Consider the following 9,706-nt stretch of genomic DNA (forward strand, 5'->3'; position numbering starts at 1 on the left):
TCCCCTCAACGGAGACTGCCAAACCCTCATAAAGGCAGTATCCAATCTATAAGAGGATGCACCCTAGCCCTCAAAAAGAGTGCATCCTTCCCCTCAACGGAGACTGCCAAACCCTCATAAAGGCAGTATCCAATCTATAAGAGGATGCACCCTAGCCCTCAAAAAAGAGTGCATCCTTCCCCTCAACGGAAACTGCCTCAACCCTCATAAAGGCAGTATCCAATCTATAGAGGATGCACTCCGCGCCTTAAAAAAGAGTGCATCCTTCCCCTCAACGGAAACTGCCAAACCCTCATAAAGGCAGTATCCAATCCATGGAAAAGATGCACTCTAGCCCTCAAAAGAGTGCATCCTTCCCCTCAACGGAAACTGCCAAACCCTCATAAGGCAGTATCCAATCCATAAGAGGATGCACTCTAGCCCTCAAAAGAGTGCATCCTTCCCCTCAACGGATACCGCCTCAACCCTCAATAAAGCAGTATCCAATCCATGGAAAAGATGCACTCCGCCTTCAATAGAGTGAATCCTTCCCTTCAAGGGTTTTACTCAATTTTCATCGCATCTCATTTTTATGAACCCTCATTTTTATGAATCCTTGGTCAAAGGCACAAAAAGAAGTTTGCTAGCAACCATTGTATCACCCACCTTATGGGATTCCACTTGCCTACAGAGCTTTCAAACTTTTTTACGCCTTCATAAAATCGAATCTGAAAGAATTCATTAAGGCAATTAAGAGTAAATTTTGTCAAAATATAGACAAAGTTTATTCTTTTTTGTGATTGTTGTATTTTTACTATAGTTATTTAAATCGAATTTATATATGATACGTATCGATATTTATTTATCGAAATAAATATAGGAGAAAAACTATGAATATCAGATATTTTTTCATAGCTGGGGCTATTACAAGTGGTTTAGCTCTCGCGATTCAAAAATCTGATCGTATAGTCAATAAACAACCCTCTCCTATTGTTGCTCCTTATACTATTGAGAAAACAAATTTACAGTTTGTTAAACAAGTAAGGGACACATCGGATACATTGAATATACTGAGAGTCAGTAATAGAAGCGCATCAGAACAAGCATCAATCAACGATATATACGATAAAGCAGAAAATTTATTGAATGCAATAGCTGGTTTTTTAGGATCACTTATTATATATTTCGTACAACTTGTTGCTACTAGAATATAAGATACAAAAAGTTCTTAAAGTAAGGTTATATACATTTTGTATATATTGTAAAATTTAAATAAAAAGGCCCTTTATAAAATGGGGCCTTTTTTAGTTTAATTTTTCCTTTGTTTTAGTTTAGTTTTTATTGTGTTTTTATTTTTATTGGCCAAATATCATCGCCTTCAAAAATGCCATTTTTACTTGTCTCACATCTCAAATGACAAAGGCTCTAACTCCCTAGCTTCGCTCCCATAGCGCTTTCGTTAATAAGGGTCCGCAATCTTCTTGTTCTTCCCAAAAATTCTTCTGTTTTCAAGAAAATGACCATGCATCTCCTCTGTCATCGGATTGGCTTCCAGATCTCCATGAAACAGACTGAAAAACACAAAAACACCATAACTTTTTATATCAATATCACCATACTGAAACACTGTTGAAGCTTAACAAGCGCTGCTTCATTGGCAAGGACTTCTTAGAAAGACAAAAAACACCTCAAAGGCAAAAGAGCTTAACACTGCTCAAAAATGCCATTTTTTGCCTTCCTCTCACCTCAAATGACAAAGGCTCTACCCCCTAGCTTCCCTCCCATAGCACTTTAGTCAATAGAGCTTCCCCATAGCGCCTTTAGTCAATGGAGCTCCCCCCATAGCGCTTTAGTCAATGGACCTTTCCCTCATACCGCTTGAATAAGCGATAATTTATGAGCATTTTCTAACAAAAAAGAGACCGCCTTTAAGAAGAGAGTAGAATTTATAATTGATTTTTCTCCTCTATTCTTGAGGATCAAGCCATTTTCAGTCTATTTTTTAAAATCTTGGCTATTATTCTCGATTTTTCGAACACTTTATTTGGCTCTGGTAAGAAAGGTGTGAAAGCGTCTCAATCATGGCGCTTTCACATCTTTTAAATAAGAGTGCTTTTCTTCAACAGGAGAGTACAACACTAATCAATTTTTATATCCATAAATGCGATTTTACCATCTTTAATATAAGTAATATCAGGAGCATGTTTTACCCCCTCTGCTTCAAACACGAACTGTTCATCACTCACCCCTTCAAACCCTTGTTCCCTTAATTCTTGTTTTTTCTCCTCGACTAATTTTTTATGAAAAGCACGTTTTTGATTACACGTATTAGGGGATCTCACTCTAAAAAGCTGATAGTCCATGGCTATAGACCACTTCTCAGCAACCCGTTCCAGTAGATCGTAACTGAACTTTCCTTCCCTTTTCACTTCTTGAGCAATCACCATCGCGCGTTCCAAATGAACTTTTTCAATGGTTTCATCAAAGCCAAGCTTCTCCCCTGCCGTAAAACTTTCGTCATAAGAAGCTAAAGTCTCAACATCACCAAGTAAGGCAAGAGCAGCAAGATGCAGCAAAGCATAAGATGCGAGCTCTATGTCATCATCCGTTGCCCAAGATAAAGAGTCTTTTTCCCAAGGGGGAATACCATATTGAGAGCGAAACATTTCATGCAAAGAATCATCTTCCATTGTCCATTTTAAAGTTTTATCGAGTGCTTTCTTTAAAAGCTGGACGCTCACTTTTTCTTCAAAAATTTCCAATCCATTGGGTACAAAATTCATAAATACCGTTGGCACAACCCCAGAATTATGAGGATTAATCGTCTGACAAGCCGCCGCAAAAATACCGCTCATAATTAAAAGTCCGCGATCAAAGGGCGAAAACTCTTCCACTCGTTGCTCGTTATAAAGAAACTGCACTTCACGATCTGGTAAAAAGAGGGTTGCCAAATAATCTCCCTTTCCCTCGATTTCCACCGACCATCCCAAGCTTTTTAAAAGCCCTGTTGCACTTTCTATCGTGAGAATTTCATCATCATCATAATCGGCAGAGAACTCTTTTTCCTTTAGTTGCAAACGCCTCTTCTGCACCACGGCTTCATCTTTCCAAAACTGCTGCGTTGCAAGATCATTTTCTTTAAGCACTCTTTCCAGCTCGCCTTTCACTTGGAAATTCATTTTCATCCGTTTGAAGACAGAGATATAAAGAGCTAAAACAAGCATGATAATGATCATGCAAATAACAATCATCACCCAGAATCCGGGATCTAATAGAAATACGGCTATAGGATCACTGTTCATTTTTCCCCTCTCAGTCTTTAAAAAAGCCCGTGCGACAGAGAGCTTATGTGCTCTCGCACCGAGATTGCTTCTTCTAGTTTCTGAATATTTTTTCGCAACTCACCCGTCACTTTGGTGCGAAGCCATAACATAACCGGAATAAAAATAATAACACAAACCGTTATGATGTCCGTTGTTTTAAAGAGAACGGCATGCACAACATATTGCCACCCTGTCAGCTGCCAATTCAATACACCTGGTATTTCTAGAACCATTTTCCACATGATAATGAGAACCGCAATAGCAAAGATAATTTTATAATCCTTTGCTGAGAGCAACACTTGCTGGAGCGAAAAAGAATGCGCTCCTTTATGCGTTTCTTGCTCTGATGTCCAATTTTGCTCCTTCATGTATTCCCCTCTCACTCTTTGAAAAGACCCCGTGTGACAGAGAGCTTATTTGCTATCACACAGAGATTGCCTCTTCTCGTTTCTGGATCTTTTTTTCCAATTTACGCATTATGATGATGCAAAACCCAAATATCACCGAAATCAAGAAAAGTACACAGGTCGTTATGGCTTACGTCATAATAAAAACTATAATATTCCTGCTACCTTGCTACCCTCTTACCTTCCTCACATTGCAAACAATAAAGATTTTCAAACCGTACTAATCTATAAACAATAGTCACAATTCAGCTTTTTCTTCCTAAAAATTCTCCTATTTTCAAGAAAATGACCCTGCATCCCCACTTCAATAGGATTCATTTCAAAGCTTGAATGAACAAGGCTCCTAAAAATACGAAAACAACCCATATACCGCGCGCCCCTACAAGCAAAACCGTTCCTTCCTCACGCCTCAAACGATAAAGTAAGTCCCAAGCACTCACTCTAGGCTCTAAACCCCAAGGGCTCTTATTCCCTTTTATCAATACTAATCCATAATCGGCTTTTCTTTCACTCAATGCCACCCTCAACACTGCTCCTTAGAGCAATGTTTACGGACACCTCATGAAAGAGCACCAAAAAATATCAGAGGCAAAATGGTATAGAGAGCAATCCCTATAAAGGCTGAATCTCTCATAATTTCTTCATTATTTTTTCCCTCTCATGACTTCTCAAACGCTGTATCCTGTTCTTGCAAGACGTTTTTCAGTTCTTTTCTTAAACAGCGATACGTTCTCACCTGCTTAAAGACACCATAATAAAGTTGTAAAATCATCATAGGAATACAAGCAACCACCAATGTCACGCACATAAGCACGAGACCGAATATTGTAACAAGAATATCACTCCATTTTTCTCTATCGCCTTTTTTATACCAATCCTTTTGATCGGTTATTTTACCCCGTTGCTGGTTTATTTCTTTCAATTTTTGAGTATTTTTTCTCAACAAAAGCCACAATGTTATGAAGAGTATGTACAGAACTGGAAACAAGACCCAAACACACACTGTAATAACTTTCCAAAACGCATACAGAGAGAGAAAAAGAGGTGTATCCCACCACCCTGTCAAGTTCTCTTGGCTACCCAAAGATGAGAGAAAGAAAATCTTGTTGCACAACTCAATAATGAGCGAGAGGAACCAAATGACAACATGCTCTCGCACAGAAAAATAATCTTTCCCAAAAAAATAGCGTAGTTCATTATAAAATGCTGAATAAAATTCTGACTTTTTCCCCTTCATTGCTCTTCCTTTTTTTATGAAAAATGCATTTCTTTATCTCATGCCCGCTTTTTTAAGAACCACGAAAAGTGCGATGCATGGCGCTTTCCTTATTTTTAATAAAACCCCCCAACTTTCTAAAAGCGCGGTTACTCTTCCCAATGATTAAGAGCATCCTCCTCATTACAAACGAAAATAGGCTCTCTTCTTTGTCTGATGATTTTCCAACCATTCATCCTCCCCTCTTCTTGTGTCACGAGAGCTTCTAAACATTGCCTCTTACCCCTCACAATAGCTACGCAAGCGCTTTATAGCTAGGCAAGCGCCTTATCGTTCTCTTTTCTTATGCGTTTTAATTCCCGTCTCACTTTACGATACGTTCTCACCTGCTTAAAGACACCATAATAAAGTTCTAAAATCATCATGGGAATACAAGCTAACCACCAATGTCACGCACATAAGCACGAAAACAAATATCATGACAAGAATATCGTCCATTTTCCAGTTCACACTTTCTTTATATCGATCCTTTTGATCGGTTATTTTACCCCGTTGCTGGTTTATTTCTTTCAATTTTTGAGTATTTTTTCTCAACAAAAGCCACAATGTTATGAAGAGTATCAACAGAACTGGAAACAAGACCCAAATACACACTATAATAACTTGCCAAAACGCACACAGAGAGAGAAAAAGGGGTGTATCCTGCCACCCTGTCAAGTTCTCTTGGCTACCCAAGGATGGGAGAAAGAAAATCCTGTTCCATAGCTCAATAATGAGAGAGAGAAAACAAATGACAACATGCTCTCGCACAGAAAAAATACTTTTTTCGAAAAAATAGCGTAGTTCATTATAAAATGCTGAATAAAATGCTGAATTTTTCCCCTTCATTGCTCTTCCTTTTTATGAAAAACGCATTTCTTTATTTCATGCCCGCTCTTTTAAGAACCACGAAAAGTGCGATGCATAGTGTTTCCCTTATTTTCAACAAAAGACCCCAATTTTCTAAAAGCGTGGTTGCTCTTCCAAATGATTAAGAGCATCCTCCTCATTACAAACCTGATAGGCTTCTTTATCCTCTTTGCCTGATGATTTTCCAACCATTCATCCTCCCCTCTTCTTGTGTCACGAGCTTCCAAACATTGCCTCTCCCCCCTTATGATAGCGACAAAAGCGCCTTGTCACTCTCTTTATCTTATGCGTTTTAATTCCCGTTTCACTCTACAATAGGTTCTCACGCGCTTGAAAACAAAATAATAAAATTCTAAAATGAGCATGACAACACCCGCAGGAAAAAAGACGTTTAGCAGAAATATCAACCAAAAGTATACGATAAAAAAACAGATTATTTTTTCTCTATCCTTTTTTACTGGATTATTTTGTTGATCGATTGTGTGACCCCGTTGCTGGATAGCCTCTTCTAAATTCTGAATCCTTTTTTTCAACAAATACGTTAAGATGAGATAAAGCACCAATAAAACAGGCATCGAGGCAACAACAACAACCATGATGACTTCACGTAGTACAAAAATCGCTAAAAGAGTGCTATCCTGCGATACACTCAACGACCACTTGGCTTCTAATGGGATCAAAAGAGCTTTATAACCTATCCCAACAAGGATAGAAATAAGACAAATAATCATATAATCTTTATAAGAACGAAATGATTTTCCAAAAAAAAGAGAGCACCGTTTGTTATAAAATGTGGAATTTTCCCCCTTCATTTGCTCTTCCCTTTTATACAACTGTTTGTCCCTAACTTTATAAGGATACGCATAATCTCTCAAAGCACAATTGCATCCATTATCGTCAAACAGAACACCCCAGAAAATACTCGTATTGCATATTTATGTTGCCAATAGTTTTGCCAATTCACGTGCTTGTTTTAAAGAAATCTCTCAACACTTCCAAACCAACGCGCATCACCCCCATTTCATGAATAGCCCCCATGAAGAGGATAACAATAGCGCCCCCATGAATATATCCCCTTACTATAAACTCTATCACCCCTATTGTTTCAATAAAAAATGTAATCCGGCGCCATTCATATACGCCCCCTGCGGCCTCTACAATAGCCTTACCCTCCCTTGCAATAAGCTACGCCATAACTCGTTCCTCAACACGGACAACCCCATTAGCCTAAGGCTCCTACGACAACCCCACCCCTGCCCAAAAAACAGCCATACCGCTGCCCCCTACAACAACCATACCGCTCTGCCCCTACAAACAGCCATACCGCTGCCCCCTACAAACAGCCATACCACTCTGCCCCTACAAACAGCCATACCGCAGCCCCCTACAACAGCCCTATCTAGCCTCTACGATAGCCCTTATCTCTTGAAAAGATCGAAGCATTTTTATTCTTTTCTCAATTATTTTCCGCCCACTTAAGACATGAAAAAAGCAACTTCCATTGATGCGCAAATGATCGCGCAATAAGAGCATTTGAAATGAGAAAATCTTACAACTTTCTTATTCCAATTAAAAAGGCTCAATGATCATTCAAAATATGACGATATATTCCATTTTTCATTGGGGATCTTGCAAGCCAATAGCTCAGAATATATTCATCAAAGCGCTTCTAAGACAGAGAGACAGCCGCTACTTTTGAGATCAAGCATTTTAATATTAATGAAAGCACTAACATTCCCTTGCAAGTTTGAGGTGTTGTTTTGTCAACAATCTTGTTAGCATGGATTGATTCTATAACTATGCGATATCAGCACAACTGCTCTTTATAAACAGCATAATGATACGCGCCATTTTACTTACAATTCTTTATAAGCCTTGCGTTATAGGCTTGTGGGGAAAAGATAAAGGAGAATCCTGTTGAATATAGCAATTATTTTGGGGTCTGTGCGTCAACCTTCCTTAACAAGAACTTTAGCCAGTTATTTAGCGGATTGCCTCATAAAGCGGGGTGCATCACTTCATTGGGTTGATTTGCGTGAACAGCCCTTGCCGATGACAGATCCCGATTATCATCAGCAGGTAGAGGCTAATCCAAGTGCTGCGGTCCGTGAGTTTGTCAAAACCATTGCCGCGGCTGATGGCGTTATTCTAGCAAGCCCTGTTTATCAAGGATCTTATTCGGGTGTTTTAAAAAATGCTCTTGATAATTTGAGCTATAATGCCTTTTTAAATAAACCTGTTGGACTTATCTCTCATGGGAGTACGGCCAAAAAATGCGCACAACCGTGTGAGCATTTAGTGCCGGTGGTGCACACGCTTTATGGTTATACACTCCAATGTCAAATCGCCTCTTCCAACGAAGATTTTTCCTCAGATGATGAAGGTCGTACTTGGAAAGTTATAAGTGAAGAGGTACAAACACGTTGTGAAAGACTTGCTGATGAAATGTACACATTTTTAAAGCAAAGAGGTGGGATTTAAAGTAATAAGGGAGGGGGCATGAAAAAAAAGGATGCGCACTATCGTTATTTAGTGGTAGGGGGCACAGGGATGCTTGCCCCTTTGTATCAATCACTAGAGCCGCAAAAAGTGATTATTGCTGCACGCTTTCTTTCCCATAAAGTCCAGCTTGAGGCATTGCACAACAAACAGTTGTGTGTGTCGTTGGATTATGATTGTGCGGCATCAAAGGCGCAATTTTTAGAAGCTGTGAAGCAATGGCATGATCTAAAATATTGCATATTATGGATTCATTCGCCCGCCTATGCATTTTCTTGCGCATTAATTGAGCAGTTGGCTCTTTTGCCTAAACCGCCATGTATTCTTCATATTTTTGGTTCCAACACGCATGATCAAATGATCCTCGAGTGCGCGCGCAAAAACAAGGTTGATTTTATCCCCATTCAATTAGGACAAAAAACAACGCCCAAAGGTTTACGATGGCTGACCCATAAGGAGATAAGCCAACAGGTACTGGATGCCATAAAAAACCATATGAATAAACAAAACTTATGATCAAGACCTCTGCTTTGCAAAGAAGCAGTGCCCCTTCAATCTCTATCCATACCCGAACACCCTCTTGAATAGCCCATACTCTCTTACATCATAGGCTTTGAGAACGAACAATCCCCCTCCCTTACGCCTCTAAACAGCATGCCTATATCAACAGCTTCAAAACCAAACGTTTTTCTAACCCTTCTCACACGGGCTTATCCCCCTCTCACAACCATCACAGCTCTTGACCAACCACACACCTTTTTACAGTTCCACGTTTTTTACGATTTTGCAAATTTACAGAAAACAAGCAAACTGCCGATAAACCGCCCCATTAAAGCCTATCACCAGCCTATCATCAGCCTATTACAAACCTATCATCAGCCTATTCATTGCCATTAGTCCTTTCCCCCAGAGATCAGCGTAAAATGAGAAAAACAATCGATGCCCTCCTCCCAAGCCGTGAAGAAATGGCATGATCTAAAACTTACGCCTCCCCCATGACACGAGCACTACATGCGCTTTTTCAGCGCTGCGTTTAATTGTTTGGTAACCTTGTAATAAGAGATCAAACGCTTGATAAAGAAATATACAGTGCCACACGCGCACTTTATTTTCCTTATCTTTTCAACACCATTCCACACACACTTCCCTTTTCCCCCAACGCCCTCCATTACCCCAATTCCCCAATCCCCCATTCCAATGACACATTGCACAATCCAACCTTTACACCTCCATTGGCACCCTCTTTACCCCATATCCTCCCCACAACCGTCACAGCCCTTGACCAATCACACACCATTTTACAGTTTCACGTTTTTACGATTTTGCAAATTCACAGAAAACAACAAACTTCCGATAAACCGCCCCATTAAAGC

The 9,706-nt window shown here is 39.7% G+C and carries 8 protein-coding genes; 3 read left to right on the plus strand and 5 right to left on the minus strand.

All coding sequences use genetic code 11. The features are described from left to right. The first annotated feature begins 869 nt into the window (after positions 1-869). Positions 870-1,193 (plus strand): hypothetical protein, encoded by a 324-nt coding sequence (locus tag ACFIL3_RS08155; RefSeq protein ID WP_375613621.1) that lies wholly within the window; start codon positions 870-872, stop codon positions 1,191-1,193. 924 nt (positions 1,194-2,117) lie between these two features. Here ACFIL3_RS08155 and ACFIL3_RS08160 read toward each other — a convergent pair. The 5 genes from ACFIL3_RS08160 to ACFIL3_RS08180 form a co-directional block, all read right to left on the minus strand. Continuing rightward, complete coding sequence (locus tag ACFIL3_RS08160; RefSeq protein WP_375682046.1) at positions 2,118-3,281, minus strand: DUF6990 domain-containing protein; 1,164 nt, start codon at positions 3,279-3,281, stop codon at positions 2,118-2,120. A 17-nt stretch (positions 3,282-3,298) separates the two neighbouring features. Then, positions 3,299-3,670, minus strand: coding sequence for a hypothetical protein (locus tag ACFIL3_RS08165; RefSeq protein ID WP_375682047.1), 372 nt, complete (start codon positions 3,668-3,670; stop codon positions 3,299-3,301). A 353-nt stretch (positions 3,671-4,023) separates the two neighbouring features. Continuing rightward, positions 4,024-4,230, minus strand: a complete 207-nt coding sequence (locus ACFIL3_RS08170; RefSeq protein ID WP_375638458.1) for a hypothetical protein — start codon at positions 4,228-4,230, stop codon at positions 4,024-4,026. 137 nt (positions 4,231-4,367) lie between these two features. Next, complete coding sequence (locus ACFIL3_RS08175) at positions 4,368-4,946, minus strand: hypothetical protein (RefSeq protein WP_375682048.1); 579 nt, start codon at positions 4,944-4,946, stop codon at positions 4,368-4,370. Between the two features lie 1,166 nt (positions 4,947-6,112). After that, positions 6,113-6,646, minus strand: a complete 534-nt coding sequence (locus ACFIL3_RS08180; RefSeq protein ID WP_375682049.1) for a hypothetical protein — start codon at positions 6,644-6,646, stop codon at positions 6,113-6,115. Positions 6,647-7,751: 1,105 nt separating this feature from the next. On the opposite strand from ACFIL3_RS08180, the gene ACFIL3_RS08185 reads away from it, so the two are divergent. Both ACFIL3_RS08185 and ACFIL3_RS08190 read left to right on the plus strand, forming a co-directional pair. Continuing rightward, positions 7,752-8,315 carry an NADPH-dependent FMN reductase gene (locus ACFIL3_RS08185; RefSeq protein WP_375611626.1) on the plus strand — a complete coding sequence of 188 codons (564 nt, stop codon included), beginning with the start codon at positions 7,752-7,754 and terminating at the stop codon, positions 8,313-8,315. Between the two features lie 18 nt (positions 8,316-8,333). After that, positions 8,334-8,849: a short-chain dehydrogenase gene (locus tag ACFIL3_RS08190; protein ID WP_375682050.1), complete on the plus strand. Its 516-nt coding sequence runs from the start codon at positions 8,334-8,336 to the stop codon at positions 8,847-8,849. Positions 8,850-9,706 lie beyond the last annotated feature (857 nt).

It is taken from the genome of Bartonella sp. CE47NXGY, from assembly GCF_042195415.1.
Classification (GTDB): Bacteria; Pseudomonadota; Alphaproteobacteria; order Rhizobiales; family Rhizobiaceae; genus Bartonella.

What these genes read in the sequence shown, in the direction of transcription:
- ACFIL3_RS08155 (WP_375613621.1), top strand. Translation starts at nt 870, where the DNA reads ATGAATATCAGATATTTTTTCATAGCTGGGGCTATTACAAGTGGTTTA.
- ACFIL3_RS08160 (WP_375682046.1), bottom strand. Translation starts at nt 3,281, where the DNA reads ATGAACAGTGATCCTATAGCCGTATTTCTATTAGATCCCGGATTCTGG.
- ACFIL3_RS08165 (WP_375682047.1), bottom strand. Translation starts at nt 3,670, where the DNA reads ATGAAGGAGCAAAATTGGACATCAGAGCAAGAAACGCATAAAGGAGCG.
- ACFIL3_RS08175 (WP_375682048.1), bottom strand. Translation starts at nt 4,946, where the DNA reads ATGAAGGGGAAAAAGTCAGAATTTTATTCAGCATTTTATAATGAACTA.
- ACFIL3_RS08180 (WP_375682049.1), bottom strand. Translation starts at nt 6,646, where the DNA reads ATGAAGGGGGAAAATTCCACATTTTATAACAAACGGTGCTCTCTTTTT.
- ACFIL3_RS08190 (WP_375682050.1), top strand. Translation starts at nt 8,334, where the DNA reads ATGAAAAAAAAGGATGCGCACTATCGTTATTTAGTGGTAGGGGGCACA.